23 protein-coding genes, 1 tRNA gene and 1 pseudogene are annotated in these 25,030 nt (G+C 57.2%); 10 read left to right on the forward strand and 15 right to left on the reverse strand.

What is annotated here, in order from left to right:
* Positions 1–29: 29 nt before the first annotated feature.
* Both mltD and gloB read right to left on the reverse strand, forming a co-directional pair.
* On the reverse strand, positions 30–1,415 hold the full coding sequence (mltD, locus tag M2407_RS19845) for a murein transglycosylase D (protein ID WP_170868526.1): 1,386 nt from the start codon (positions 1,413–1,415) through the stop codon (positions 30–32).
* A gap of 71 nt (positions 1,416–1,486) precedes the next feature.
* A complete protein-coding gene (gloB, locus tag M2407_RS19850) occupies positions 1,487–2,242 on the reverse strand; it encodes a hydroxyacylglutathione hydrolase (protein WP_046374451.1) in 756 nt (251 codons plus the stop codon).
* 44 nt (positions 2,243–2,286) lie between these two features.
* Here gloB and M2407_RS19855 point away from each other — a divergent pair, with 44 nt between their 5' ends.
* Positions 2,287–3,006, forward strand: coding sequence for a class I SAM-dependent methyltransferase (locus M2407_RS19855; RefSeq protein ID WP_020825326.1), 720 nt, complete (start codon positions 2,287–2,289; stop codon positions 3,004–3,006).
* Here M2407_RS19855 and rnhA read toward each other — a convergent pair.
* A complete protein-coding gene (gene rnhA / locus M2407_RS19860; RefSeq protein ID WP_020825327.1) occupies positions 3,003–3,470 on the reverse strand; it encodes a ribonuclease HI in 468 nt (155 codons plus the stop codon). The genes M2407_RS19855 and rnhA overlap by 4 nt on opposite strands.
* A gap of 72 nt (positions 3,471–3,542) precedes the next feature.
* Between rnhA and dnaQ the strand changes: the two genes are divergently transcribed.
* Together dnaQ and M2407_RS19870 are read left to right on the forward strand one after the other, a co-directional pair.
* Positions 3,543–4,283, forward strand: coding sequence for a DNA polymerase III subunit epsilon (dnaQ, locus tag M2407_RS19865; protein ID WP_020825328.1), 741 nt, complete (start codon positions 3,543–3,545; stop codon positions 4,281–4,283).
* A gap of 157 nt (positions 4,284–4,440) precedes the next feature.
* Positions 4,441–4,517: transfer RNA gene (locus M2407_RS19870), tRNA-Asp, on the forward strand.
* Positions 4,518–4,563: 46 nt separating this feature from the next.
* Here the strand turns inward: M2407_RS19870 and M2407_RS19875 are convergent.
* Positions 4,564–6,024 carry an NCS1 family nucleobase:cation symporter-1 gene (locus M2407_RS19875; protein WP_020825329.1) on the reverse strand — a complete coding sequence of 487 codons (1,461 nt, stop codon included), beginning with the start codon at positions 6,022–6,024 and terminating at the stop codon, positions 4,564–4,566.
* Between the two features lie 166 nt (positions 6,025–6,190).
* Between M2407_RS19875 and M2407_RS19880 the strand changes: the two genes are divergently transcribed.
* From M2407_RS19880 to puuE, 3 genes are read left to right on the forward strand one after another with little or no spacing between them, the layout of a single operon-like run.
* Positions 6,191–6,940: a GntR family transcriptional regulator gene (locus M2407_RS19880; protein WP_020825330.1), complete on the forward strand. Its 750-nt coding sequence runs from the start codon at positions 6,191–6,193 to the stop codon at positions 6,938–6,940.
* Entirely contained in the window at positions 6,937–7,680 is a 744-nt protein-coding gene (gene hpxA, locus M2407_RS19885) for an allantoin racemase (protein WP_046374450.1), read from the forward strand. The genes M2407_RS19880 and hpxA overlap by 4 nt, the downstream gene beginning before the upstream one ends.
* A gap of 19 nt (positions 7,681–7,699) precedes the next feature.
* Positions 7,700–8,638, forward strand: a complete 939-nt coding sequence (gene puuE / locus M2407_RS19890) for an allantoinase PuuE (RefSeq protein WP_020825332.1) — start codon at positions 7,700–7,702, stop codon at positions 8,636–8,638.
* Between the two features lie 60 nt (positions 8,639–8,698).
* Here puuE and M2407_RS19895 read toward each other — a convergent pair whose 3' ends face one another.
* From M2407_RS19895 to M2407_RS19915, 5 genes are read right to left on the reverse strand one after another with little or no spacing between them, the layout of a single operon-like run.
* Entirely contained in the window at positions 8,699–10,933 is a 2,235-nt protein-coding gene (locus M2407_RS19895; RefSeq protein ID WP_259219010.1) for a TonB-dependent siderophore receptor, read from the reverse strand.
* 35 nt (positions 10,934–10,968) lie between these two features.
* Positions 10,969–12,297 (reverse strand): lysine N(6)-hydroxylase/L-ornithine N(5)-oxygenase family protein, encoded by a 1,329-nt coding sequence (locus tag M2407_RS19900; RefSeq protein ID WP_044548447.1) that lies wholly within the window; start codon positions 12,295–12,297, stop codon positions 10,969–10,971.
* Positions 12,294–14,042 (reverse strand): IucA/IucC family siderophore biosynthesis protein, encoded by a 1,749-nt coding sequence (gene iucC / locus M2407_RS19905; protein WP_020825335.1) that lies wholly within the window; start codon positions 14,040–14,042, stop codon positions 12,294–12,296. The genes M2407_RS19900 and iucC overlap by 4 nt, the downstream gene beginning before the upstream one ends.
* Entirely contained in the window at positions 14,039–14,989 is a 951-nt protein-coding gene (locus M2407_RS19910) for a GNAT family N-acetyltransferase (RefSeq protein ID WP_128864357.1), read from the reverse strand. The genes iucC and M2407_RS19910 overlap by 4 nt, the downstream gene beginning before the upstream one ends.
* Entirely contained in the window at positions 14,986–16,731 is a 1,746-nt protein-coding gene (locus M2407_RS19915; protein ID WP_116691239.1) for an IucA/IucC family siderophore biosynthesis protein, read from the reverse strand. The genes M2407_RS19910 and M2407_RS19915 overlap by 4 nt, the downstream gene beginning before the upstream one ends.
* A 137-nt stretch (positions 16,732–16,868) precedes the next feature.
* Between M2407_RS19915 and M2407_RS19920 the strand changes: the two genes are divergently transcribed.
* Both M2407_RS19920 and M2407_RS19925 read left to right on the forward strand, forming a co-directional pair.
* A complete protein-coding gene (locus tag M2407_RS19920) occupies positions 16,869–18,092 on the forward strand; it encodes an MFS transporter (RefSeq protein WP_259219011.1) in 1,224 nt (407 codons plus the stop codon).
* Between the two features lie 5 nt (positions 18,093–18,097).
* Entirely contained in the window at positions 18,098–18,982 is an 885-nt protein-coding gene (locus tag M2407_RS19925) for a siderophore-interacting protein (RefSeq protein ID WP_041414248.1), read from the forward strand.
* Positions 18,983–18,991: 9 nt separating this feature from the next.
* Here M2407_RS19925 and M2407_RS19930 read toward each other — a convergent pair whose 3' ends face one another.
* From M2407_RS19930 to M2407_RS19955, 6 genes and pseudogenes are all read right to left on the reverse strand, one after another.
* A complete protein-coding gene (locus M2407_RS19930) occupies positions 18,992–19,186 on the reverse strand; it encodes a type II toxin-antitoxin system RelE/ParE family toxin (protein WP_238387424.1) in 195 nt (64 codons plus the stop codon).
* Positions 19,168–19,344 (reverse strand): annotated as a pseudogene (locus M2407_RS19935) (CopG family ribbon-helix-helix protein); the annotation flags it as partial. The pseudogene M2407_RS19935 and the gene M2407_RS19930, both read right to left, overlap by 19 nt.
* Positions 19,345–19,433: 89 nt before the next feature.
* Positions 19,434–19,817: an oxalurate catabolism protein HpxZ gene (hpxZ, locus tag M2407_RS19940; protein ID WP_041415223.1), complete on the reverse strand. Its 384-nt coding sequence runs from the start codon at positions 19,815–19,817 to the stop codon at positions 19,434–19,436.
* A 3-nt stretch (positions 19,818–19,820) separates the two neighbouring features.
* A complete protein-coding gene (locus M2407_RS19945) occupies positions 19,821–21,221 on the reverse strand; it encodes an AtzE family amidohydrolase (protein ID WP_259219014.1) in 1,401 nt (466 codons plus the stop codon).
* A complete protein-coding gene (gene hpxX / locus M2407_RS19950; protein ID WP_115059989.1) occupies positions 21,218–21,409 on the reverse strand; it encodes an oxalurate catabolism protein HpxX in 192 nt (63 codons plus the stop codon). The genes M2407_RS19945 and hpxX overlap by 4 nt, the downstream gene beginning before the upstream one ends.
* 27 nt (positions 21,410–21,436) lie before the next feature.
* Positions 21,437–23,023 carry a gamma-glutamyltransferase family protein gene (locus M2407_RS19955; protein WP_259219015.1) on the reverse strand — a complete coding sequence of 529 codons (1,587 nt, stop codon included), beginning with the start codon at positions 23,021–23,023 and terminating at the stop codon, positions 21,437–21,439.
* A 146-nt stretch (positions 23,024–23,169) separates the two neighbouring features.
* Between M2407_RS19955 and M2407_RS19960 the strand changes: the two genes are divergently transcribed.
* Positions 23,170–24,009: a MurR/RpiR family transcriptional regulator gene (locus tag M2407_RS19960; protein WP_020825346.1), complete on the forward strand. Its 840-nt coding sequence runs from the start codon at positions 23,170–23,172 to the stop codon at positions 24,007–24,009.
* Positions 24,010–24,227: 218 nt separating this feature from the next.
* The gene (locus tag M2407_RS19965; protein WP_020825347.1) at positions 24,228–25,019 is read left to right on the forward strand and encodes a transporter substrate-binding domain-containing protein; all 792 of its coding nucleotides are present in this window, start codon (positions 24,228–24,230) and stop codon (positions 25,017–25,019) included.
* The last annotated feature ends 11 nt before the right edge of the window (positions 25,020–25,030 follow it).

A 25,030-nucleotide genomic window follows, 5' to 3' on the forward strand; every position in this document is an offset into this window, starting at 1 on the left:
CCGAAGGGTGCTTTTTTTGTGCCGAAAATTTAGGTATCCGGCGACGACTTATCACTGACAAACAGGGTCAATTTCAGACCCGGTTGCAGATTGTTAGCCTTGGCTAGCGTTGAGTTCCAACGCATCACGTCGTTAATATCGACGCCGTGACGACGTGCAATACTGGCCAGCGAATCACCTTTGCGAACCTGATAGGTGATACTGCTGTTACTGCCGGTGTTGCTGGCCACTTGCAGGGTTTGCCCAACTTTTAAGGTGCTCTTGGCACGTAAGTTGTTCCAACTCTGCAAATCGCTGGATTTAATATTCAACCGCTTGGCAATGCCCGATACCGTGTCGCCGGAGCGAACCTTATACGAGCTACCGCCTGTCAAACCGCTGTTCTTCGCCAACTGAGTGGTTGGCTGAGTCACTGCGATCTGGCCATCGGCCAACGAGTCTTTCAGCTGATCGGCATGACCCTTGGGAACCATAATGTAATGGGGCCCGTTGGGTGCCGTAACGCCTTTTTTGTAGCCTGGGTTATAAGCTTTCATCTTGGTGATTGAAAGCCCAGCCATCTCAGCCGCCTGAGTTAACTGTATTTGCTGCCCAACATCGATACGCGCCAGTGCACGGGTATTATCAGTCTTCGGAAGATTGATACCGTACTTCTTGCTGTTTTTAATGATGTCGCTCAGCGCCAGCATTTTCGGAACATAAATTGACGTTTCACGCGGAAGCGACAATGCCCAGAAATTGGTTGGCTTACCCTGGCGTTTATTCGCCTTAACCGCTTGCATGACACGGCCTTCACCACTGTTATAAGCGGCAACGGTCAGTAACCAGTCACCGTTAAACATGCGGTTCAAATACTGCATCATATCAAGCGCAGCAGTCGTCGAGGCGACGACATCGCGTCGCCCGTCATACCACTGGTTGTTTTTCAAACCATAATTGCGACCCGTTTGCGGCACGATTTGCCATAGCCCTGCGGCGTTGGCACTTGACGTGGCGTGTGGGTCAAAAGCGCTCTCCACTATGGGTAGCAGTACCAGTTCCATCGGCATATTGCGTTTCTTAATCTGCCCGACTATCCAGTACATGTACGGCTCTGCCCGTAATGTTACATCGTGGAGATAGCTCTTACTTTTTAGGTACTTTCTTTTTTGATCACGGATCCGGGAATTTTCCGGAACCTCCATCTTCAGCTCGTCGCTAATGAAGTTCCACAGGTTCTGTTGCGCGGCACCACTATTGTTATCTAGCCACCGCGCCGAGCTCGCTCGACCATTCGCTGTGTACTCTCCTGCTTCACTCTCTTGACCTGCCGAAGACAAACTCTGTGCATGCTGTTCTGGGGCCGGTGCGTCCTGCCTGGACGACTGGCACCCCACTAGCAAGACTGAGGCGAGAAATATCGCTTTAGCCTTCATGTGTGTGTCAATGTAGTTGCTTAAAAGACGAGCAATCATACTTTGCTTCGTCAAATAACACAACTAAAAGCTCAGAAGTTGTCTTTTCGCAGGCGTAATTCGGAAAAAACCGAATGAAGGTGCTGTGGTGGCGAGTGAAAGCCTAATTTTCTTTGTAAATCAGTGTCATGACAGCGTAAAAATAGGTTAATTTTACGCTCTAATTGTAGCTGAGTGGGGACGCTAGGCAGGCCTTTTGCCCGTAACGCTTCAACTTGTTGCTGATATGTTTCAATTCCTCGATCTTCCGGCAAAATAGCCCGCGCAAACTTAAGATTTGAAAGTGTATATTCATGCGCGCAACAAATTAAGGTGTTATCGGGAAGTTGCGCGAGTTGTTGAAATGAGTCGTACATTTGTTCTGCGGTCCCTTCAAACAACCTGCCGCAGCCGGCAGAAAAAATAGTGTCTCCGCAGAAAAGATAAGGGGCGCTATAGAATGCAATATGACCCAAGGTATGTCCGGGAACCGCGATTACGGCGAATTTTCGGCCATCGATCTCGAGGGTTTCTCCGTCATGAACGATGTGGTTAGCGCCTTTGTCGGCAGTTTCCTGTGGCCCATAGACCTTCAGCCCAGGATAGCGTGCCACAATTTGCGCTACGCCACCGACGTGATCGTGATGATGGTGGGTCAACAGAATCGCGTCAGGCGTCAAATTCAGGCGTTCCAGCGCATCAAGTACCGGCTGTGCCTCACCGGGATCGACAATGATGCCGTGCCCCTGCTGGTTATCTAACAACCAAATGTAATTGTCCTGGAAGGCGGGAATACTGATAAGATTCATCTTGGACCTCTCGTTGGCAACGGCTTGAAAGAAGATAATAAATCATGAAACCAGCCCATACTCTACAAAAGCTCGCCAGCCCACAGTCTTGGGCCGAGTTGCCGTGGGGGGAATACTATCGTGAGGCGCTAGAGCGGCAGTTGCAACCCTGGTGGCCGAAGCTGTTTGGTTTCCACCTGCTTAAAATCGGTAATCTCAGCGCCAGTCTGGCAACGGATAAATGCGCCATTTCCCACCAGGTCAACGTCAGCCTGGAAGGCGATAACCTGCAGGTAGTCGCAGATGCTTACCAATTGCCCTTCGCCGCCAAGTCGGTAGATGCCTGTTTGCTGGCACACACGCTATCCTATGCTGACGATCCGCACCGCATGCTGCGTGAAGTCGATCGCGTGTTGATCGACGACGGCTGGCTGGTGATCAGCAGCTTCAACCCGTTCAGTCTGTTGGGGTTGGGGAAACTGGTGCCAGGGTTACGTCGCCGCCAGCCTTACGTCAGCCGGATGTTTACTCAAATGCGCCTGCTGGACTGGCTGAGCCTGTTGAATTATGAGGTGTTGCATCAGTCGCGTTTTCACGTGCTGCCGTGGCAGCGTAAGGGCGGGAAGTTTTTGTGCACCCATTTACCGGCGCTGGGGTGTATGAGCGTGATTGTGGCGCGTAAGCGCACTTTGCCGTTGACGCCAACGCCGATGAAGTTCGGGGCGCGAAAGCCTTCTCTCAGCCGCGCCGTCGGCGCGACCAAGAGTTATCGCAAGCAGCCTTAGTTTTCCGGTTTGTAACCCACGTCTTCCTGCGTTGGATTGCCGGCCGCCTCGCGTGCCAGTACGTCGCAGCGTTCGTTTTCCGGATGGCCGGCGTGGCCCTTGACCCATTCCCATTTGACGGTGTGGCGCTGAATGGCCAGGTCCAGACGCTGCCAAAGATCGACATTCTTGACCGGCTTTTTGTCGGCAGTCTTCCAGCCACGCTTTTTCCAGTTATGGATCCAACTGGTAATGCCCTGGCGTACATATTGGCTGTCGGTGCTGAGGATCACTTCGCAAGGCGTGGTCAGCGCTTCCAATGCGACAATCGCCGCCATCATCTCCATGCGATTGTTGGTGGTCAGGCGGAAGCCCGCGCTAAAGGTTTTTTCCGTCTGCTTATAGCGCAGTATGGCGCCGTAACCACCGGGACCCGGGTTGCCAAGGCAGGAGCCGTCGGTGAAAATTTCTACCTGTTTAAGCATCTCTGGTAGACTCTTCCTATCAGTTTTATAAAAGCCAAGTCTGACATAAACGAACGCTGTGAGCACTGCAATATGATCACTACAACCACCAGACAGATTGTCCTCGATACCGAAACCACCGGTATGAACAAGCTCGGGGTGCATTACGAAGGCCATCGCATCATTGAAATTGGTGCGGTCGAGGTCATTAACCGTCGCCCGACCGGTCGCCACTACCACGTCTACATCAAGCCGGATCGGCTGGTGGATCCGGAGGCCTATGGGGTTCACGGCATCAGCGACGAGTTCCTGGCGGATAAACCGACGTTCGACCAAATTGCCGATGAGTTTATCGACTTTATCCGCGGCGGTGAGTTAGTTATCCATAATGCGGCGTTCGACATCGGCTTTATGGATCACGAATTCCGCATGCTGCAGCAGGGCATTCCGAAGACCGATACCTTCTGCACCATCACCGACAGCCTGTTAATGGCGCGTCGCCTGTTCCCGGGCAAGCGCAACAACCTCGATGCCCTGTGCAGTCGTTATGAGATAGACAACAGCAAGCGTACGCTGCACGGCGCATTGCTCGATGCCGAGATCCTGGCGGAAGTCTATCTGGCGATGACCGGCGGTCAGACGTCAATGGCCTTCCAGATGGAAGGGGATACGCAAAACAACAATTCGACGCAGGACATTCAGCGCATTGTGCGTCCGGCAACGGCAATGAAAGTAGTCTACGCCAGCGATGAAGAAGTGATGGCCCATGAGGCGCGTCTGGATTTGGTAGCGAAAAAGGGCGGCAGTTGCCTGTGGCGTACGGAAGCGGAATAACGGTATTTTCGCCGTAAATAAACCGGGCGTTATCACCTTTGGGTTCCGTTAGCTGAAAAACTGTGCAAACGGTTCATTTGGTAAGAAAAAGGCATTGACGACATAGTGGCTCAACCGTAATATGCGCCTCGTTCCTCTCGCAAGAGAAGAACGGCGCGGAGCGGTAGTTCAGTTGGTTAGAATACCTGCCTGTCACGCAGGGGGTCGCGGGTTCGAGCCCCGTCCGTTCCGCCAACATTTAGAAGCCCTGAGTTAGCAATAACTCAGGGCTTCGTTGTTTTTAATCTTTGCTCAATTGCGTTTTGGCGAAGGTCACCGCCTGATTGGCTGCCCACTCCCGGCGAGCAATGATCCGATAACAGCCCCCACCCAACGCTGCCCCGATAAACCAACTGAAGTTAGCCACCTGATGCAAACTCGGCGTGAAGCTGATCGCCAACCCGATAATCACTGAGGGTACCAGTGCCCAAATCGCATTCGGATTGAAGCCGTTTTTATACCAGTAACGGCCGCCTGGCGTGGCATTGTACAGGTCGTCGACGTGCAGTTCACCGCGTTTGATAATGTAGAAATCCACCAACAGAATGCCGAACAACGGGCCGATAAAGGCCGCTAATACGTCCAGCGTGTAGTGAATCAGCTCGGGTGACTGGAACAGGTTCCAGGGGGTCAACAGGAACGAGCCGACGGCGGCAATCATCCCGCCGGTACGGAAGCTGATCTTCTGCGGCGAACAGTTGGAAAAATCAAAGGCCGGCGAGACAAAGTTGGCCACGATATTGATGCCGATGGTGGCGACGATCATCGTCAGCAACCCAAGGGCCACGGCGATATCGCTGTCGAGGCGGGTGACGGTTTCGATCGGATCGGTGATCAGTTGCCCGAAAAGCGGCAGGGTGCCGGAAACGATCACCACGGTTACCAACGAAAACAGCAGGTAGTTGAAGGGTAAACCCCAGCGATTGCCGCGCTGTACCTCAGCAAAACTTTTTCCGTAGCGGGTAAAGTCGCCGAAGTTAAGCAGCGGGCCGGAGAAATAAGAGACCACCAGCGCGGTGGCGGTCAGCATCAGCCAGCCTTGCTCACCGGCACTCAGGTTTTTGCTCGCCAGAGTAAGGGAGAGATTAGAGAAACCGACTCGGTATACAATCCAGCCAGCCAGCGCGAACATCACCACGTAAACCGCCGGCCCGGCGATGTCGATAAAACGCTTAATCGCCTGCATACCGTGCCAAAACACCATCGCCTGCAGCAGCCACATGGTGATGTAACAAACCCAGCCAAGCTGCGACAGCCCAAGAAAATGCGGCTGGGTCATCGGTTCCAGCGACGGGAAGAATTTCAGCAGTGTGAGCATCAGCGCGTTGGAGGCCAGATAGGTTTGGATGCCATACCAGGCGAAGGCGATCATGCCGCGGATCACCGCCGGAATATTGGCGCCGAACACGCCAAACGCCTGGCGGCTTAAGACGGCGTAGGGCACGCCGCCGAGCTGGCTGGGCTTGGCCACCAGGTTAGCGCAAAACTGCACGATGCAAATCCCCACCAGCAGGCAAATCAGGACCTGCCAGCTCGACAGGCCGAGGGCGAAGAAGCTGGCGGCCACCACATAGCCGCCCATGCTGTGTACATCGGACATCCAGAAAGAAAAAATGTTGTACCAGCTCCAGTTCTGGTCACGCGTTGGTGCCAGATCGTCGTTGCACAGCTTGGGACTGTAGTTTTCATTAGGGTTTGGCATAAATCGTGCTCCTCTCAAGAACGTCACCCGGATGTTGTTATCTGTTTTTTGGCAAAGGTTGCTGAGAGGGCTTTTGCAGGATCCAGGCCAGACTTTTCTTTTTTGTATACAAAAGATCTTCATCTTGTATACGATTTGACTATTCAAGGGGACGGGGAGCAGAAAAATGGTCGGCACGACGATCGGTACCAACGCCGCGTGGCATGGGCAACAGGCCACTTATTTCATTGAAGATAAAGACGATCATATTTACAACTCGTTGGTGAAAGCCATTGTCGAACATCGGTTGCTGCCCGGCAGCAAATTGCCGGAAGAAGCCTTGGCCGAGACCTTCGGCGTAAGCCGAACCGGGATCCGTCGGGTACTGCAGCGCCTTGCCGCAGTGCAATTGGTGACCCAACTGCCCAAACGTGGTGCACAGGTCGCTACGCCCGGGCAGGACGAGGCAACCCAGGTATTCCAGACGCGCAAGATGCTGGAATGCACCAACCTGCCGCAGGTGCTTGCCCACTGCGACGAAAATCATCTGCTGGCGATGGAAGAGATCGTGGCGCAGGAACAGCAGGCGCACCGCGATCAGGACGGCGCTGCGGCGATCCGTCTGTCCGCCGCGTTTCACGTTCAACTGCAGGCTATCGCCGGTAATCAGGTGCTGACCGAAATGGTGTCGCAGCTCACTTTGCGATCGTCGCTGGCGATTGCCGTTTATGGTTCACCCTGGCAGCAGGGATGTCGCTGCCACGATCACAGCGATTTGCTGGCGTTGTTGAGGGGGAAAGACAGCGCGGCGCTGGCAGATCATATGGTCCGCCATTTTGACGATATTGTGGCTAATTTACGGTTTAACCACGACGCGAATGAAACGCCGGATTTCGCCCATATTTTTGCCGACGCCGATCCACGGGAGACGCTATGACAACTCGCTGCATTATTCAGGTCATTAATCCGAACACCAGCCAGGCAATGACCGAAACCATCGCCGCTGCGGCGCGTGCGGTGGCTGCGCCGGGCACCGAAATCCTGGCGGTCTGCCCGCAGGAAGGGGCGCCATCGATAGAGGGACATTTTGACGAAGCCATTGCTGCCATTGGCGTTTTGCAGCAGGTGAAAGCCGGCCGAGAAGCCGGTGTGAGCGGTCATGTCATTGCTTGCTTTGGCGATCCGGGTTTGCTGGCCGCGCGTGAGCTGGCCGACAAGCCGGTGGTCGGTATCGCCGAGGCGGCAATGCACATGGCGACGCTGGTGGCGACGCGTTTTTCAATTGTTACCACGCTGCCGCGCACGTTGGTCATTGCAAGGCATTTACTGCATCAATACGGTTTTGAGCGGCACTGTGCGGCGCTGCATGCGATTGATCTGCCGGTGTTGGCGCTGGAGGACGGTAGCGGTCGGGCTCAGCAAAAAGTGCGTGAGCAGTGCATCCGGGCTAAGCAACAGGATGGCAGCGGGGCGATTGTGCTTGGCTGCGGCGGCATGGCCGATTTGGCGCGCGAACTGACGCTGGAATTGGGGATCCCGGTAATCGACGGCGTCAGCGCTGCGGTAAAAATGATCGAATCGCTAAGCGCGCTCGGTCTGAGCACCAGCAAGCACGGCGATCTGGATTTTCCGCGGGCAAAACCTTTGTCCGGCATGTTCAGTCATTTTAACGGGTGATCGGTAAGGGGAAACAACGATGAGTGATTTCGCGTTCAATAAAGATTATCCCCGTGATTTGATCGGCTACGCCGGTCGTCCGCCGCATGCTCGTTGGCCTGGTCAGGCTCGCATCGCGGTGCAGTTTGTCCTCAATTATGAGGAAGGGGCTGAAAACAACGTGCTGCATGGCGACGCCGGCTCCGAACAGTTTCTTTCCGATATCATCGGCGCGGCCAGCTATCCAGAACGGCATATGTCGATGGATTCCCTTTACGAATATGGTTCACGCGCCGGGTTCTGGCGCATCCACGATGAGTTTCAGCGTCGCGGCCTTCCCTTGACGGTGTTTGGCGTGGCGATGGCGCTGGCGCGTAACCCGCAGGTGGTCGAAGCGATTAAAAACGCTGGTTACGATGTGGTCAGCCACGGCTGGCGCTGGATCCACTATCAGCAGATGGATGAAGTGACCGAACGGCAGCACATGCAGCAGGCGATGACGGTATTGCGGGATCTGTTCGGCCAGGCACCGCTCGGTTGGTATACCGGGCGGGACAGTCCCAATACCCGTCGTTTGGTGGTAGAGCACGGTGGCTTGCAATACGACAGCGACTATTACGGAGACGATTTACCGTTTTGGACCGAGGTGCAGTGCGCCAATGGTGAAACAAAGCCGCACCTGATCGTACCCTATACCCTCGAGGCCAACGATATGCGCTTTGCCTCGCCACAGGGGTTTAACACCGGCGAGCAGTTCTTTACCTATCTGAAAGACAGCTTCGACGTGCTGTATGCCGAAGGCGAGGAGTCGCCGAAGATGCTGTCGATCGGCATGCACTGCCGTTTATTGGGCCGTCCGGGCAAGTTTCGCGCGCTGCAGCGATTCCTGGACTATATCGAGCAATACGATCGGGTTTGGGTATGTCGACGCCAGGATATTGCTGACCACTGGCTGGCACAGCATCCTTTTAAGAAGTAAAAAAGGGCCGATGTGGCCCTTTTCGTTATGTTTGAGCGCAGGATTGCGCTCGGGCATGGATCAGAACAGTACGGAGTAGTTCAGACCAAAGGTACGGCCGCGGCCTTTATAGCTGTAGAGCTCGGATGAGCCGTAGGTCGGGCTATAGAGAATGGGTGCGCGCTGGCCCCAAACGGTGGTGTATTCCTTATCCAGCAGGTTTTCCACGCTAAAGCTGAGTTTACCCACCGGCAACGCGTAGCTGCCGAGGAAATCGATGGTGTTGTAGCCATCAATTTTACGCCCCTGGGTAGAGCCGGCCTTGGTGTAATCGCCGTCATCCGATACGTCGAAAGTCTGCTGTGACTGCAGGCGCAGGTTCCAGTCGCCCGGCGCCCAGCCGACATAGGCAGTCACTTTGGATGGGCTGGCGGTATCCACTACCAGCTTTTTCCATTCGCCGTTGACCTTGGTCTCGGAGCGGATGAAGTTAAAGTTGGTGCCCGCGCTCCAGTCGCTGTCTTCGAAGAAGTAATCGACCGCACCTTCCATCCCGTAAATACGGCGTTTGTCCGAGTTGACGTTAATGGTCATGTCGGTTTTGTTGATCGAAATACTCTTATCGGACAGGGAGTAGTAGCCGGCAATCTGCGTGCGCAGGTTATCGCCGGTGTAACGCCAGCCAAGTTCGTAGGAGTTAACCTTAATGCCTTCCAGCTTGGAGTCGCCAACGTTGACGCTTTTGTTCAACTGGTAGTGGCCGTTGTTCAGCGCATAGGTACCGTTGCCGTAATATTTGCCCGGATCCGGGATCTCGTAACCCTGCGAGAAGTTGATCCAGGTCTGCTGGCGTTCGGTCAGGTGTGCCAACAGGCCGGCGTTGAACAGGGCGTTGTTGTAGTCCGTTTTCCCGCCCGGGATAGCATCAGCCGAGGTGGCGGCGCCGGTAGCGATAGCCTGCTGCTGGTTGTAGCCGACGAAGTCATCAATCTTGTTTTCTGTGTACTGGTAGCGCACGCCGCCGCTCAGGGTAAAGATAGGGTTGATGTCGTAGCTTGCCTGCAGGAAGGACGCCAGGTTGGTGGTGCTGTAGCCCGGGTAGCGGCCGGTGTTATAGGCGTTTTGCAGGTCCATACCGCCAGACTGCTGCGCTTTCGCCAGATCGAAGAACTGCTGGTTGGAGTTGAACGTCTCATGCTCGGCGTCGATGCCGTAGGTTAACGTCAGGGCCTCGATCGGCTTACTGTTCAGCGTCAGCTTGCCGCCGTAAAAGTCGGTCTTTTGCTGGGAAGCGCCGATGCTGCTGACGTAATAATCCGGGGCTTTGCCTGCCAGCGTCGGGAACGGATAGAAGGTCAGCGACTCATCGCGATAGTAGACCTGCGCCACCAGATCCTGGCCGAGGAAATCGGTGTTGGAGTACTGCAGGTTGATCAGGTGGCGTTCGGTGCCTGGAATACGATCCGAATTGAGATTACCGCTGTTGTACGCCTTGGCGCTGCCGGTCACCGCGGCGAAATTTTCCCCCAGGAACAGGCCGTGGTCGCCATCGGACTGGCTTTTGTAATACTGAGTGGTCAACTGCAACTGCTGGTGGTCATCGATATTGATGGTGCCGGTGCCCATCACGTCGAGGCGATCGGAATATTGCAGGCCGGTCTGAGTATTATCAATCAGGACTTCGTTGCCCTTGCCGTCATACCAGCCACCGTAGCGCTGATAGGAGACCGACAACCGGCCCGAGGCGTTGTCGTTGCCGCCGCTGACCGCTGCCGCTACGTTCTCGTCGTGGTCGGTGTGGCCGCCAAAGCCGGTTTTACCGCCGATCTGCAGTTCAACCTGCTGCTCTTTCTGGCCTTTTTTGGTAACGATGTTGATCAAGCCGCCGGTGCTGCCGCCGCCGTACAGCGAGGTAGCACCGGAGATCACTTCAATGTGATCGATATTAAAGGGATCGATCGAATCCAACTGGCGACTGTCGCTGCGCGATGAGTTCAAACGTACGCCGTCGATCATCACCATCATTGAGCGGCCGCGCAGGTTCATGCCGTAGTTGGTACGCCCCTGACCGCTGACGTCCATACCCGGGATCAACTGCGCCAGCATGTCCTTGATCTCTTTGCCGCCCTGGACTTGCTGCTCAATTTCCTGGCTCTCAATCACCCAGGTGGTCTGCGCCATTTCTGCCACTGTACGGTGCGTACGGCTGGCGGAAACCACCATTTGCTCTTCGCTTTTTTGTTCTTCTGCCCAGGCCGTAGGGGCGAGCATCGCCAGCAGGCAAGGGTTTAATACCCAGAGGTGTTTGCGTTTCATCGTTATTTTCCAGAGTGTCCCATATTGGTGTGTAGTTAAAACTCGGTGTAATTGAGCATGACGTGCTCGGCGCGGGACGGAATACCCGGCTGCCGACTACGCCATTGGATCACAGCCGGGGTGGACGTTAAATCGAACTGGTCGCGTCCTAAAGCCCGGTTGAGAATGCGTGCCGAACGCCAGGCCATCAGGCTGAGCTGGGGTTCGGCGATGCCGTGGCTGTGCATGCCGGCATTAACGGCAAACAGGCAGTTTTCCTTGGGGCCTTCCCACTCCAGGCTGAAGTCGGGGGCTACGCGGAACTGGTCATCGGCGGTGGTCAGCAGGCGATCGGCCAGCGGTTCGAGGAACGCTGGGCGATCCTGCTGATAGCCGGTGGCGAAAATCACCACGTCGGTGTCGAAGGTTTCTTTACCCTGATCAAGATGGTGATGGGTAACCAACTGCCAGCCATCGCCTGCGGCCTGGATTGCCGCCAGCGAACGGCTTGGCAGCAGGTGCGCCCAGGGCTTTTCGCGCAACACTTCAAACTGGTGATACATCGCGCGGTAAATAGCCAGCAGCGAATCGCTGGTGATGCCGTCAGAGGTCATCTTCTGCTCGGTCAGCATGCGCTGCTTCGCACCGTCGTTCAGGCCATAGAAGCTGTCAACGTAGTCCGGCGTGAAGTACTCGTTGGCGAAGGCGGCTTCATCCAGCGCGTTATAGTTATTGCGGCGCGAGATCCAATTCAGTTGTGCAGGCTGCCCCCATTCGGCGCGGAAGATGTTCAGGAACAGGTCTGCACCGCTCTGGCCGCCACCGACGATGGTGACGCGTTTTCCGGCCAGGTTCGGGTTGCGCATCGTCATTTCGCTGGCATGGAAGCAGCGATCGTTTTGCTCGGTAACGCAGTCCGGCAGTTTTATGCGTTTGCCTATGCCCAGGCAGACGTGGCGCGCCCGGTAAGTCGCACGCTGGGTAGTGACGACGAATTGGCGCTGCTGGTCGTCAAAATCGACGCTCTGAATATCCTGACTGAACTCCAGCGACTTCAGCCCGTTGGCGGCCCAGTCGAGGTAGTCGGCGAACTCTTCGCGCGACACCGTACGCAGCTCGGTGGTCAGGAATCGATAAAACTTCTTCCTTTTCACCAGGTAGTTAAGAAAGCTGTAGGGATTGGTTGGCGATACCGCGCTGACCAGATCTTTCAGGAAGCTGGTCTGCATATGGCAATCCGGCACCATCATGCCGGGATGCCAGGAAAAGTGCGGCTTGCGTTCGAGGAATTTACTGTTAAAACCGGCAACTTCACTGCCGAGTGCGGCAATGCTGAGGTTGAACGGGCCGATACCAATGCCGATGAAATCCAGGGGCTGATTCATTGGGCAAACTCCTTGGTGACCAAGTAAAGAGGGTTATCCAGATCCTGCAGATAGTTTGGCAACATGCGGCTGCCGCCATCCTGCTCTGAGTAGGTGAGTTTTACCGGGTTGAGCACCACGCGAATAATTTGTGGTTTGAAAAGATCAAACAACGCAAAGCGTTCCGCCATGTCCGGATGCTGTGCCATATAGCCTTTCAGCACCTGTGCCAGCAGTTGATAGAAGCGGGTTTCACTGACCCCACAGGCCTTCATCAGCGGCGAGATAAAGCGCAGCACGGTGACGAAATGCCCGGTTTGCAAATCATGGATCAAATAGTCGGCGGACAGGCGCACGGTGACGTCTCTCACCACTTTCGGCAGTGATGTCGCTTCGGGGAAGTCCTGATCCACCAGACGCATATCGCCCTGGAAGTCTTTCAACAGCACGCGCTGCGGCACATGATCTTTCATCACCAGCGTGATGTTTTGCCCATGGGCGATCAGCGCTACGCCGTAGCGGCACATCAGGTGGTACATCGGCACCACCACCACCCTGAACATCTGCTGCAGCCAGGCTTCAGCGCTCAGGCCGGAACGGGCGATATAGGCGGCAATCAGCGGTTGGCCGTGGTTGTCGGTTTCCATCAGCGTCGCCATCAAGATGGCCTGTTCGCCTTCCTGCAGGTAGCAAGAGGGGTTTTCACGCCAGATCACCCCCAGCATTTCCTGGTAGCGATAAGGCGCTTTGGCCAAAGAGGCGTAGGTCGGGTGGGTCATATAGCCTGCCGCCGGCTCGCCGAGGATCTCGGCACCGCTGGCGCTCAGCGTATCGTCCTCGGTAAAAATCTGCTGCAGCCAACGGGAAGCGGCCGGCCCGGCGCTGATGTACTTGCCCGGAATGCCGCGATAGCACGAGGTGTTGTAAATGGTCAGCGGTAGCTTGATGTCGAAAGCGGAACGGCGGCTGATGTTGGTCAGCGTGCGTAAAGATTGCTGCGCCAGATAGCTGTCGCCGAATTCACCCAGTTCCACCAGATCCCCTTCGGCCAACTGCGGCAGGAAGTGCAAAGCGATCTTTTGCTGCCACTGCCACGGGTGCAGCGGGACCGGGATCCAGTCATGGGTCAGTTTCAGCTCGCGCCAGCGGCGGTCGAAGCGTTGGCGTTCGGCACTGTCCATCGCGCTGTTAAGCAGGTTATCCAGTGAATACTCTTCGTCGGCGCACCAGACAAAGCTGCCGCGTTTAGCCGCCACCCAGTGCAGTTGGAACTGCCCCTGGTATTCGGGCGCGTACTGATGCAGCGCGGTCAGGCCCCAGCCACGACGACCTTTATTGAAGATAAACTTGGGGTGTCCGGCCAACAGGCACTGCAGCGCGTCAGCATCCAGGGCAATCAAATCCTGTGCGCTCATGCCGTGACGGGCGGACAGCAACTGCATATCGCCGCGCAGCGTGGCGTACAAATCCTCCAGATGCTCGGCGACCTGCGCATCGTCCATTTTCAACACCTGAGCCAGTTGGCGCAGCGTTTGGTCGGCGGCTAACGGCGATTGATCACAGGTCAGCGTTGCCGGGTCGATGTGCAGCCAACCCCAAATGCCGCGTTCGGCGCTGAAGCTATACTGAGCGTCGCCCAGCAGAATGCGCCATTGCTCGCCGTGCTGTTCGGCCTGCAGCGTGCGTTCATATTCCAGCTCTGCGAGGATCTTGGCGATCATCTGGCGGTTTACGCGCTGCCAGTCGGCGTAATCTACGGTGTTCATACTGAAGCCCCCCGGAAGAATTCATCACGCTGATTCATGATCAAACGCGAGCGCTTATGCGGGAAATCGAACTCTTTGACTGTGTGGTAGCCGGCTGTCGGCAGGTGACGGAACAGTCGCTGGTTATCCGCGCGCGGTTCGGCGACCACGCGCGTGGTGCGCGGTTCATCCAGATACAGATAATGCGTCAGGCCGCGTAGCCAACTGCGGATGTATTGCGCGCCGCGGCAGTCTTCTTCACCGACCAGCATGTGCAGCCCGCGGTCGAACGGCTGCCAACGGTAGTGGCGACCGATGCGATCTTCCGGAGCCCAATAGACTTCGAAATAGCCGAACGGGCGATCGTCAAAGCACCCCAGCAACGGATAGCAGTAGCTGGAGTCCAACTGACGCTGCAGGTAGGCGGCCTGGGTTTCGAGCGGGCCACTCATTTCCCAGAAGGCATCCACGCGCGGTGAATTCATCCAGCGGGTGAACTGCTCGGCGTCGTGTGCCACTTCCGGCAGGCGGAAGCTCAGGGTTCGCTTGAGCTGCGGATCGTAACGGTGATACACCTCGCCGCTGGGGCGTGCGGGGCGCTGTGGGAACCACAGGCTACGCTCGGCGTCATACTGCATTTTCCCGGACGCGGAGTGGCGCTCGGCACCGAGCCACAGCGGTAACTGATAAAAGGTTTCGCGCGCCAGATAGTCACTGCTGGCTAACGCGAACAGCGCCTGTGCCTGCGGTTCTTCGCACCATTGCGCATAGGGCAAGGTGACACCGCTGAGCTGCGGTGCCGCCACCAGCAACTGGTCCAGCGCCTGCACCAGCCAGTCCTGCGGCAGTGGCCCCGGATAGTGCAACACCGCGCTACCGTCCAGGCCCAGACTGAGTTGCAGCGCCTTTCCCAGCTGCTCGCAGCAAAAACCGTTGCCGGCATGCGTCAGTTTGGCTTGCGGCATCATTGAGCAGCTCCCTGGCGCAGCGGGTTGACGAAGTCGAAATAAATCACCGCCGGATCGACGATGGTGTTTTCGTTGTGGTCATGCAGATAACAGAAGAAGTTGCCTTTGCAGTTCCAGTGGCTGCTGTCGAGGACGTAGTCCAGACACAGGGTGTTTTTGGCGTTGGCACGCAGACCACTCAGCGCATCGCGCACCCGGGCCATCAGCTGTTCTTCAGTGTCGAAGCCGGCCGCGGCTAACGCCGCAGTGACCGCCAGGCTGGAGTTCACCAGCAGGTAGTAAGGGAAGTAACGCAGTAACTGCTGTTCGCTGAAGCGGTTTTCCGCCTCGGCCTCGCCAATTTCTTCTAACCACGGCCCGGCATCGCGGGTAAAGCCGCTGCCCTGACAGTCGCGATACAGCATGCCGATCGGCAGATCCTGCTGCATTTCCACCAGAATATTTTGTTGGTGGGCCAGCAGCACCAGCCCGTAATCGGCTTCGGTGCTGAACAGCGGCAGTAAGACGTGTTGGCAGTAAGCATCCAGCCAGGTATGAGCGGCCTGTTGCACCGGCAGATTCAGTCGGGCGGCTAAACGCCGCACCGCCGCTGCCAGCAGGCTGTCGCCGCCGTCCGGTGCGGCCTGGGTCAGGGTTACCAGCACATTGGTCTGGCTTTCCGGCTGCTCAAACAGCAGGTTATCGCGCAGTGCCATCAGGCTTTCTTCCTGAATCGTCCCGTCCGCAGAACGCAGCCCGGCCCAGCCGTCTTCCTGCATCACGCGGAAGGTGGGATAACGTGCCTGCAGTTGCTGCCAACGTGGCGTTTGCGCCAAACGAGCCAAACGGATGCCGCGCTTCACTTCTTTTACCGACAGGGTACGCACCGAGTTGGTCAGGCGCACGCTGAGGGAGAATTTAATCATGTCGCGATTGCTGGCGCTGTACAGCGAGCGGGAAGAGCTGGTTGGCAGCCAGCGCTCGCCGGCTTCGCCCAGATCGCTGAGTAATCCCTGGGTCACCAGTTCCTGGCACCAGGTCTGAGTCAGTAAATGGTCGGCCTGCCACGGATGCATCGGCAACAGCCAGACGTCATCGGTAAAATGCGCCAGCAGTTGCGGTGCGCTTTCGGCGGCAAAACGCTGCAGGCGCTGCTGCAACGTCAGGTTCAGGCTGTCGCCGCACAGGTGGTTTTTATCGACGGCAAACCAGCGCAGCGGGAAACGGGCACCAAAATCTGGCAGGTAACGGCGCGCCTGCTGTTCGTCGAAAGGTTCATGGGATTTAGGCGCCGGGTGGAAGGCGTGGCCTACCAACAGACCCTGTTCCGCCTGAGCGAAGTTGAGCGGCTTGTCGCGCAGCGTCGGCCAGTCCAGGCGAACCGCGATCGCCTGTTGGGTATTGTCATGACTCTCCAGTACGCGCTGGCGGAAACGGGTAACGACCTCATCCGGCAGTTCCCCCTTCACCGACGGTTTTTCCAGCAACAGGGTCACCAGTTGCTCCACGCTCAGCGCAACACCAGCGCCGTCGTCTTGCTGATGCAAGCGGGCAGGGAACAGATACTGGTGATGTTGGGTGGGGGAGGTGTGACGTAAAGTGATGCGGATAGCCTGAGAAGGCGAAAGTGGAATATGAAGCTGCGGATACTGTTGGTTGTTGGCCGCCGGAACGATTTGCCAGTCCCGGGTTTCACGCATCAACGCGTTGAGAAAACATTGCGCAGCCACGTCGGTCGTCGCGGTTTCAAACTGGATTGTCATGATCCCATTTCACTATTGAATCAATTGAGAATGATTCTTATATCAATAATATTTATTGTTATCAATCGTCGTATGATACAATTTTTCAATGAATTGAACATAACCTTATAATTTTATTAACGGTAAATTTACGTTTGATGCATATTTCATCTCCCCCTAAATCACCGCCAATAGCGAATACGTCTCCTTCCAACTGGCCGCTGGCGTTGTGCGCCGGGCTGCTGGGTATCGGGCAAAACGGCCTGCTGGTGGCGTTACCGGTGCTGGTCAGCATGACCCAGCTGTCGCTTTCAGTCTGGGCCGGGCTATTGACGCTCGGCTCGATGCTGTTTTTGGTGGGGTCACCCTGGTGGGGCAGGCAGTCTGAAATTCGCGGCTGCAAGTTCGTAGTAACCATGGCGTTAGCAGGGTATTTGTTCAGTTTTGCTTTACTGGCATTGGCGGTTTGGGGGTTGGCGGCTGGCTGGCTTTCATCGACGCTGGGGCTGGGCGGCCTGATTGCGGCACGCATTATCTACGGGCTGACGGTGTCCGGCATGGTGCCAGCGAGCCAGACCTGGGCGCTACAGCGTGCCGGCTATGAACAGCGTATGTCGGCGCTGGCGACCATCAGTTCCGGGCTGAGCTGCGGGCGACTGTTGGGGCCGCTGTGCGCCGCGCTGGCGTTGTCGATTCATCCGATGGCGCCGCTGTGGTTGATGGCGCTTGCGCCATTGATCGCCCTATTGGTGGTGTGCCGCCAGCATAACGATCCACCGCTGCCGCCGGTTGCCCATCAGCAAAACCGACTTCGCCTCAATATGATGCCCTACCTGCTGTGCGCACTGTTGCTGGCCGCGTCGGTCAGCTTGATGCAATTGGGATTGGCACCGCATTTGACCGGTTTATTCAGTCATTCCGCCACCACCGTCAGTCATCACGTTGCGGTGTTGCTGAGCGTGGCGGCGGCCTGTACGCTGTTGGCTCAGTTTCTGGTGGTGCGCCCGCAGCGTTTTAGCGCGTCGCAGCTGCTGCTGATTGCCGCCGTGCTGATGATAGTGGGACTGGGCCTGATGTGCGCTCAGCCTTTGGCGCTATTCTATGTCGGTTGCGCACTGGCCTCTTTTGGCGCAGCCATGGCGACGCCGGGTTATCAACTGATGTTGAACGAGAAATTGTCTACCGGCAAAGGGTCGGGGGCCATTGCTACCAGCCATACGCTGGGTTACGGCCTGAGCGCATTGATGGTGCCGGTGGTGGCCAAATTTTATGGTGAGTCGCAGCTGATTGCGGCGGCTTTGACGATGGCGGTTCTGCTGGGGGGTATCAGCGGCTGGCTGTGGCGCCAGCACCGCATCAGTGCAAATTCTGCGGGAGAGTAACAAGTATGTCCGGCGCATCAAGCTACAGAATTTTTGATATCACACTGAAAATAAAAGAAAACGTATCACCTTCCTTGCTGCGTTGCGTTTTTGAGGGGCCGGATGTCCATCGCATGAAGCTGGAGGCGCCGGATCAGCGCATCAAACTGTTGTTCCCGGCCGAAGAGGGGCAGATTCTGCGTCTGGAAAACAGCGACGACTGGTATCGCGACTATATGGCGATACCGAAAGATCAACGCCCGGTGATGCGCACCTATACGCTGCGGGCGCTGCGTGCCGAACAGAATCAAATGGACGTCGAGTTTGTGCTGCATGGCGTGAACGGCCCGGCCTCGGCGTGGGCGACCCATGCCAAACCGGGGGATGTTATTCAAACCGTAGCCCCCAATGCCGATTTTGACGGTGACAGCGGCGGTTACGAATGGGTTCCCCCGAGCGAGCTGCAGCAGGCGCTGTTAATCGCCGACGAGACGGCGGTACCGGCGGCGGTAGGCATTCTGGAACAGCTGGCGCAGCGGGCCAATCCGCCGCGGGTACAGGCTTTCTTCGAGGTTCCTGTGGCGGGCGACTGCCTGAACATGGATCGCTTCCCATTCGCCGAGGTCTATTGGCTGCCGCGTGACGTCGGGCATCAGCAGATGCACGGTACGCTGCTGGTGGAGTCGGTGCGCCAACGGGTAAATATTCCCGAATCGGCGCGGACGCAAGCGCAGTCGCTGGCGGAAAACAGTTTGGGCGGCGATCTGCTGTGGGAACGAGCCGAAGGGGCGAAAAGCTTCTACGCCTGGGTTGCGGCAGAGTCTTCCGCGGTGAAGGCGCTACGCCGTTATCTGATTGGCGAACGCGATCTCGATCGCTCCACCGTTAACTTTATGGCGTACTGGTGTTGAGGGACCCGGTCAGTAACCGGCTTCACTTTGATAGCGCACTGCCAGCAGTACAGCGGTGCTGCCATCAAAATGATACAGGGCAATATAGCCGCTGTTGCCGAAATCGTTCGGCCATTCCCTAAATTCAATTTCCATATCTTCAATGGGCCGACCGGCCTGAGGATGATGGGCCAGGATATTGATGCTGCTACGAATGGATGCCACGGCCTTTTGCGCAGCGCTTCGCGCTTTTCTTCTCGCTCGACGTATTCACGGATAGCCTCGCGCATAATCCAGTGCGCACTTCGCTGACGCGTGGCCGCGATTTGTTGTACCCGTTGCTTGAGCTCATCATCAATTTTTATCGATGTAGCCGTAGTCATAAGTAGCCTCAGTTAGCTAAAGGTAATACCTCTGACGACTATAAGGCTCAACATGCCAGACTATCCATTTTTTGTGCGCCGGGTTTGCCTTAAGCCATCAAGCTCACGTGCGCGGCGACGATGCGCCAACCGCAGGGCAATTTGACCCAGGTTTGCATCTGGCGGCCAACGCTTTCGCTGCCGGGGCGGCGGAATTCGGTACTGGCGACGGCCATATCGTCACCGTAGGTGGTGATAACGGTGTTCTCCAATAGGCGATCCAACCCTTTGGAAGGACGCTGTTGGCGGAAGTCACGGATCTGATCGATGCCGTACAAATTCTCCGTCGCGCCGTAACGGACGGTACGACCATCGTGCCAAAACAACTCATCCAGCACCTCAATATCATTGCCGATCAGCGCCTGTTCGTAACGGTAAAAGGCGGCGTTCACCTCTGCCAGCACCGCCGGACGATCGATATACTCACTTTTCATCATTTAGTCCTGTTTTCCCGGTAAAACACATCTTGCCACGCCACGTTGTTCCAGCGCATAGGCGGCACGCAGTGCCAGATCCTCTCGCCAGGGGGGGGCAATCAGCTGCAGGCCTATCGGCAGGCCAGAGTCGGTTTTCAGCGGCACCGTCACTACCGGCAGGCCGAGGAAAGAGACCGGCTGCGTCAGCATGCCCATACTGGCGCGGATCGGCAGATCCGTGCCGTTGATATGCATGGTTTCCTGGCCGATCGGCGTGGCGCTGCAGGGCGTTGCGGGGGCGATGAGGATGTCCCAGCGTTCGAACAGCGGCAGCACCTGTTGCTGAAAATGGGTACGAAAGCGCTGCGCCTGCACATACCAGGCGGAGGGCAGCATGGCACCGGCCAGCAGGCGTTCACGCGACAGCGGCTCAAAGCGGTTTGGCTGGCTGCGCAACAGCGGCAGATACTGATTGCCCCCCTCGGCGGCGCTGATGATGAACGCTGCCGACCGGGCCAATTCGGCCTGCGGAAATTCAACTTCAGCCACGGCCTCCAGTGCCTGCGCAGCCTGTCTTACAGCGGTTTTAGCATCATCGTTGCACCATTGCTGAAAATACCCGCCCAGCACCGCGCAGCGCAGGCCTTGTTGGCCACGGGGCAACAGCGATTCGGTTTGCGTGACCGGTTTATCCGCCTGAAAACGGTCTTCAATATCCGTGCCCTGCATCACGTCATACACCGTTGCCAGATCTCGCACCCGGCGGGCAAAGGGGCCGAGATGATCCAGACTGGCGACGAAAGGCTGACTACCGCTGCGCGACAGACGGCCAAAGGTTGGCTTCAGCCCAAAGATGCCGCACAGCGACGCGGGTACGCGTATTGACCCATTGGTGTCGCTGCCGAGGGAAAATGTCACCAGCCCGGCGGCGACCGCCGCTGCCGAACCGCCTGAGGAGCCACCGGCAATACGCGTGGTGTCATGCGGGTTACGCGTCGCGCCGTAGTGGCTATTTTCGGTGGTAAAACCGTACGCATAGGCGTCCATATTCAGCATGCCGGACAGCAAGGCACCTTGGCCGGCCAGTTTGCCGATCGCCCAGGCGTCCTGTTTGGCCGGCGGGTTATCGCTGAACAGACTGGCCCCCGCCAGGGTGGTTTCGCCGATGACGTCGAACAGGTTTTTTACCGCGTAAGGGATCGCCGCCAGGCTCGGCAATGGGAGACCTTTGGCACGTGTGCGATCGAGGTGATCGGCTTCGCTCAACATGCGTTCGCGCGTGATGTGGGTATAGGCGTTCAGCGCCGGATCCCGTGCGTCAATATTCTCTAACGTCTGTTGGGCAATCTCACGTGCAGAAATCGCACCTTGCTTCAGGGCCGCGCGGATCTCGGCGATCGATAGGGCACTTAACGAATTCATGCGCGATACACTCCTGCGATCTCCAGGCGTGGATCGAGCGGGAAGGCCATCAAGGGTTCCGCCAGTGCAGCAATGCGATTGAACTGGGTCAGCAGTTCCTGACGGCGCGCGTCATCCATTTCCAGCGCCAGTATCGCTTCCATTTGGCTGATATAGGCCGCCCAGTCGACGACAGGTTGGTTTTTCATTTTACTTCTCCCCAATAAAAATGGCGGCTAGAAGCCGGCGGCACTGCCGTTGCTGCGGGGATCGAAAGCCCCTTCAAGCATGCCGTTAGTATGGCGAACAATGGCGCCGGCATGGCCGACCGCTTCGCTAAAGTCCGGTAACAACTCCACGTCGTGGCCCCGTTGGCGCAGGTAGTCGACGGTTTCCGCGCTAAAGCGACCTTCCAGCTTCAGCGAGTCAGAGCTTTCACCCCAGGTGCGTCCCAGCAGCCAGCGCGGCGCGCTGATCGCCTGCTGCAGCGGCAGGCCCTGCACCACATGGCGAACAAACACCGCCGCCTGGGTTTGCGGCTGGCCGTCGCCGCCCATGGAGCCATACACCAAGGTGCGTCCGTCATACAGGCGAGCCGCCGCGGGGTTCAGAGTGTGGAAAGGCTGTTTGCCTGGCGCCAGTGCCAGCAGATGGGCGGCATCCAGGCTGAAGGACGCACCGCGGTTTTGCCACAGCACGCCACTTTGCGGCAATACCACACCGCTGCCGAATTCGTGGTAAATGCTTTGGATAAAGGACACCGCCAGACCGCTGCTGTCCATCACGCCCATCCAGACGGTATCGCCCGGCCCCTTGCCTTTGCCCCAGGCCGCGGCATGCTCAGGATCGATATGCTTGGCCAGCGCATCCAGGCGTTCTGTCGTCAGGAGTGCCTGCGGATCCTGCGTCATTTGGCGTGGATCGGTGATGAATTGGTCACGCAGACCGAAAGCCAGCTTGGTGGCCTCGACGATGCCATGCACCACTGCGCCTTCGCTTTTGCTGGCCAGGGGCAGGCGATCGGTCAAACCGAGGATTGCCAGCGACACCAGGCCTTGAGTCGGTGGGGTGAGGTTGAAGACTTCACCTTTCTGATGCTCAAGTCGCAAAGGCGTGCGCCGACGCGGCCGATAATCCGCCAGATCTTGGGCGGTGAGCGGCATGCCCAGCCGGGCCATATCGGCCGCCATGCTTTGCGCCAGTCGGCCGCGATAGAAGCTGTCCAATCCCTCTTCAGCCAGGGCAATCAGGGTATCCGCTAACCGTGGCTGGCAGAAACGCTGTCCGGCAAGGGGGATTTCCCCCTGCGGTAAATAAGTGCGGGCAAAATGTTCCACATCCGCCAGTTCATGATATTTGCTGCGTGTGGCGGCCTCCTGTGAGGCGGTAACCGGAATGCCGTCCGCCGCATAGCGAATGGCATCGGCCAGCAGACGCGGTAGCGGCAGCTGTTCGCCGCCCAGCTCGCCGGAATAGTCTAGCGCTTCACGCCAGCCGCCAACGGTGCCGGCAACGGTCAGCGCCGCCCTGGGGCCGCGATGCGGGATGTGGCTTTCACCGGCGTAAAAATCCAGCGTGGCTAAGGAACCGGCAGCGCCGCTGGCGTCGATCGCCACCGGATCGCCCTGTGGCGGCACAATCAGCCAGAAGCCGTCACCGCCCAGGCCATTCATGTGCGGATAAACCACGGCGATAGTCGCGGCGGCGGCGACCATGGCTTCGATGGCGTTACCCCCTTCACGCAGAACCGCCAGCGCGCTTTCGCTGGCGAGGTGGTGAGGCGTGACGGCCATGCCCAATGGCGCGGTATTGCTGTTAATCATTTCTTGGCCCTTGTTTGAGGTCAGCTTCTGTCTCAAAGACAAGCAAGAGGCGTTCCATGTTTTCTTCGGTGGTAATAAACGCTTGCCAGCGGGTAGATTGGCCGTGCTATGTTCCGCTGAAACAAAGGTTACAAGCAGGAGCAGCAATGAAGCAGATCGATGAACGCCTTCGCGGGGAATATTCGCAGCTTACGCCGCAGGAACAGCGGGTAGCCGATTTTATTTTCGATCACTTTGACGACCTGATCAGCTACAACAGCGCCGAGTTGGCGCGCCTGAGCGGCGTATCCAAAGCTACCGTCAGCCGTCTGTTCAAACGCCTGGGCTACCCAAGCTACCGTGCAATGCGTGATGAACTGCGCACCCTGCGCCAGAGCGGTATGCCGCTGACGGATAATCGTGATGCGGTGCAGGGCAACACCCTCTTGGCGCGGCACTACAAGCAGGAAATGGCCAACCTTACTCAGTGGGTGAACCATATTGACGCCGGCCAGTTCAATGCGGTGATCGCCGCCCTGGTGCAGGCTCGGCGTGTGGTACTGATGGGGTTTCGCAACAGTTATCCGATTGCCATGCACCTGCGCCAGCAACTGATGCAGGTACGTGAGCAGGTGTTATTGATGCCGCAGCCCGGGCAAACGCTGGCGGAAGAGCTGGTCGATTTGGACCACGGGGACGTGGCGGTAGTTGTGGCTTTTCGCCGCCGGCCGCGTCAGTTGCGGGCCTTGCTGACGCAGTTGCAGATTCAGCAGGTTCCGACGCTGCTGGTGTGCGAACCGCAGGCGCAGTCGCTGATCCCACTGGCGAACTGGCACCTGGCGGCGCCGCTGGATAGCGTTTCCGCCTTTGACAGCTATTCCGCCGCCATGAGCCTGGCCAATCTGCTCAGCAATGCCTTGCTGCATGAGACGCTGACGCAAGGACGCCAACGGATCCATCAGATCGCCGATCTGTATGGCGATCTGGATGAGTTGGAACAGCGCTAATTTCCGCGCCATTTTGGTGCCTTCGCACTTTGATGGTGCGCATTTTTCTCCGTGATATCCCTTCCTCCTGCCACAGTCATGGCAGGGGAGTTTCCTCTTAGCCCCCTAACTCAAAGACAGAAAAGGTTAAGCTGGTTGACGCTCTCGATTGGCACATTAGTTGCAAAGTGATAATCAAAGAATCTTTTGTTTCATCATTTCACCATCGGGGATAGTCTATGAACTTCAAGAAAATCGGGATAGCGGCGTTAGGGGCGGTGCTGTTGATGGCGCAGGCCACGTCGGTGATGGCGGATCAACTACAAGAAATCCAGCAGCGCGGCGTGCTGCGGGTAGCGGTACCGCAAGACTTCCCGCCGTTTGGCTCGGTAGGCACCGATCTGCAGCCGCAGGGTTATGACATCGATATGGCGCAGTATCTGGCCGACAAGATGAAACTTAAGTTGCAGCTGGTGCCGGTCACCAGTGCCAACCGCGTCCCTTATCTACAGACTAACAAAGTGGATTTGGTGATTTCCAGCCTGGGCAAAAATCCTGAACGCGAAAAGGCTATCGCTTTCAGCCGTGCCTATGCGCCGTTCTTCCTGGGGGTGTTTGGCCCTAAAGACACCGCGTTGAGCGATGCCGCTCAATTGGAAGGCAAGACCGTTGGCGTGACGCGCGGGGCGGTAGAAGACATGGTGTTGAGCGACACTGCGCCGAAGGGCGCGCAGATCAAACGCTACGAAGACAACAACACCACGCTGTCGGCCTACCTGTCCGGTCAGGTGCAATACATTGCTACCGGCAATCTGGTGGTGAGCGCTCTGGCGCGACAGAACCCGACCAAAGCGCCGGTGGCCAAGTTTATGTTGAAGGATTCGCCATGCTTCGTCGGCCTGCGTCTGGGCGAACCGGCGCTGAAAGCCAAAGTGGATGAATTGATTGAACAAGCGCTGAAAGACAACACCCTGAATGGGCTGTCGGAAAAATGGCTGAAAGCGCCGCTGCCCGCCCATCTTGGCGCGTAATGGGAGCACCC

The organism is Serratia sp. BIGb0234 (assembly GCF_024809915.1).
Taxonomy (GTDB): Bacteria; Pseudomonadota; Gammaproteobacteria; order Enterobacterales; family Enterobacteriaceae; genus Serratia; species Serratia liquefaciens.

Bases quoted from the DNA above. Each gene is read 5' to 3' on its own strand.
- M2407_RS19945 (WP_259219014.1), bottom strand. From the start codon at position 21,221: ATGAATTCGTTAAGTGCCCTATCGATCGCCGAGATCCGCGCGGCCCTG.
- hpxX (WP_115059989.1), bottom strand. From the start codon at position 21,409: ATGAAAAACCAACCTGTCGTCGACTGGGCGGCCTATATCAGCCAAATG.
- M2407_RS19915 (WP_116691239.1), bottom strand. From the start codon at position 16,731: ATGACAATCCAGTTTGAAACCGCGACGACCGACGTGGCTGCGCAATGT.
- M2407_RS19910 (WP_128864357.1), bottom strand. From the start codon at position 14,989: ATGATGCCGCAAGCCAAACTGACGCATGCCGGCAACGGTTTTTGCTGC.
- puuE (WP_020825332.1), top strand. From the start codon at position 7,700: ATGAGTGATTTCGCGTTCAATAAAGATTATCCCCGTGATTTGATCGGC.
- gloB (WP_046374451.1), bottom strand. From the start codon at position 2,242: ATGAATCTTATCAGTATTCCCGCCTTCCAGGACAATTACATTTGGTTG.
- M2407_RS19965 (WP_020825347.1), top strand. From the start codon at position 24,228: ATGAACTTCAAGAAAATCGGGATAGCGGCGTTAGGGGCGGTGCTGTTG.
- dnaQ (WP_020825328.1), top strand. From the start codon at position 3,543: ATGATCACTACAACCACCAGACAGATTGTCCTCGATACCGAAACCACC.
- iucC (WP_020825335.1), bottom strand. From the start codon at position 14,042: ATGAACACCGTAGATTACGCCGACTGGCAGCGCGTAAACCGCCAGATG.
- mltD (WP_170868526.1), bottom strand. From the start codon at position 1,415: ATGAAGGCTAAAGCGATATTTCTCGCCTCAGTCTTGCTAGTGGGGTGC.
- M2407_RS19855 (WP_020825326.1), top strand. From the start codon at position 2,287: ATGAAACCAGCCCATACTCTACAAAAGCTCGCCAGCCCACAGTCTTGG.
- M2407_RS19925 (WP_041414248.1), top strand. From the start codon at position 18,098: ATGTCCGGCGCATCAAGCTACAGAATTTTTGATATCACACTGAAAATA.
- rnhA (WP_020825327.1), bottom strand. From the start codon at position 3,470: ATGCTTAAACAGGTAGAAATTTTCACCGACGGCTCCTGCCTTGGCAAC.
- M2407_RS19895 (WP_259219010.1), bottom strand. From the start codon at position 10,933: ATGAAACGCAAACACCTCTGGGTATTAAACCCTTGCCTGCTGGCGATG.
- M2407_RS19955 (WP_259219015.1), bottom strand. From the start codon at position 23,023: ATGATTAACAGCAATACCGCGCCATTGGGCATGGCCGTCACGCCTCAC.
- M2407_RS19960 (WP_020825346.1), top strand. From the start codon at position 23,170: ATGAAGCAGATCGATGAACGCCTTCGCGGGGAATATTCGCAGCTTACG.
- hpxZ (WP_041415223.1), bottom strand. From the start codon at position 19,817: ATGAAAAGTGAGTATATCGATCGTCCGGCGGTGCTGGCAGAGGTGAAC.
- M2407_RS19875 (WP_020825329.1), bottom strand. From the start codon at position 6,024: ATGCCAAACCCTAATGAAAACTACAGTCCCAAGCTGTGCAACGACGAT.
- M2407_RS19900 (WP_044548447.1), bottom strand. From the start codon at position 12,297: ATGAATCAGCCCCTGGATTTCATCGGCATTGGTATCGGCCCGTTCAAC.
- M2407_RS19880 (WP_020825330.1), top strand. From the start codon at position 6,191: ATGGTCGGCACGACGATCGGTACCAACGCCGCGTGGCATGGGCAACAG.
- M2407_RS19920 (WP_259219011.1), top strand. From the start codon at position 16,869: ATGCATATTTCATCTCCCCCTAAATCACCGCCAATAGCGAATACGTCT.
- hpxA (WP_046374450.1), top strand. From the start codon at position 6,937: ATGACAACTCGCTGCATTATTCAGGTCATTAATCCGAACACCAGCCAG.